At 60.9% G+C, this 662-nt stretch carries 2 pseudogenes; both read left to right on the top strand.

From position 1 onward, the window contains the following. Positions 1-96: 96 nt before the first annotated feature. Positions 97-582: pseudogene (locus KDX37_RS29320) on the top strand (lytic transglycosylase domain-containing protein); the annotation flags it as partial. Then, positions 582-662 (top strand): annotated as a pseudogene (locus tag KDX37_RS29615) (conjugal transfer protein); the annotation flags it as partial. The pseudogenes KDX37_RS29320 and KDX37_RS29615, both read left to right, overlap by 1 nt.

Raw genomic sequence — 662 nt, 5'->3', positions numbered from 1 at the left:
CGGGTCGCATCATGATCGATGGGCTCCTGAGAGAATCGGGAGCCCAGCATCTGGCATTAGCTTAGTGCTTTGAATGTGGGGTTAATGGAGCGGTTACAGATCAACCGGCAGCATTTCGATGTCAACCGACCCGAACCCGTATTTGAGCCTTGCACCAACCTGCGCATGGCCGCCGCTGTTCTTGAACAGTGCTACGCAAGGGCCAGCGCCAAGGAGCCCAACCGGCAGGCAGCGCTGCACAAGGCTATTTCCTGCTACTACAGCGGCAACCCCAAACGCGGATTCAAGGCCGAGGCCGAATTCGGTGGCAGCAGCCATGTGCAGCGTGTGTTGGCCAATGCAGGCGGTACCACCGTGACCGTCCCTGCGCTGGAAGGCGGATCACCTGAACCGAACAAGCTCCAGCGCGCTCAGGCCCCGGCGTCCACCGTTGATCCGACCTACGAAAGCTGGGACGTGCTGCGCCAGTTCCCGCGCTATCTGCCGCCTGCACCACCGCCAGCGTCTGCGCCATCCGCTCCATCCGCAGTGCCCGCTTCACCCCCAGAACAACCCTCAACTCTCCCCAAAGAGGATCAATGATGATCAAACGTACCCTTGTGCCCAACAAAGGCGAACTCTGCATTTTGCTGGTGGCCGTAGCCTGCCTGCCCGGCATCGCC

The organism is Pseudomonas californiensis (genome assembly GCF_021147775.1).
GTDB lineage: Bacteria > Pseudomonadota > Gammaproteobacteria > Pseudomonadales > Pseudomonadaceae > Aquipseudomonas > Aquipseudomonas californiensis.
Note: the sequence above shows the minus strand (reverse complement) of the source record. Positions and strands in the feature narration are given on the sequence as shown.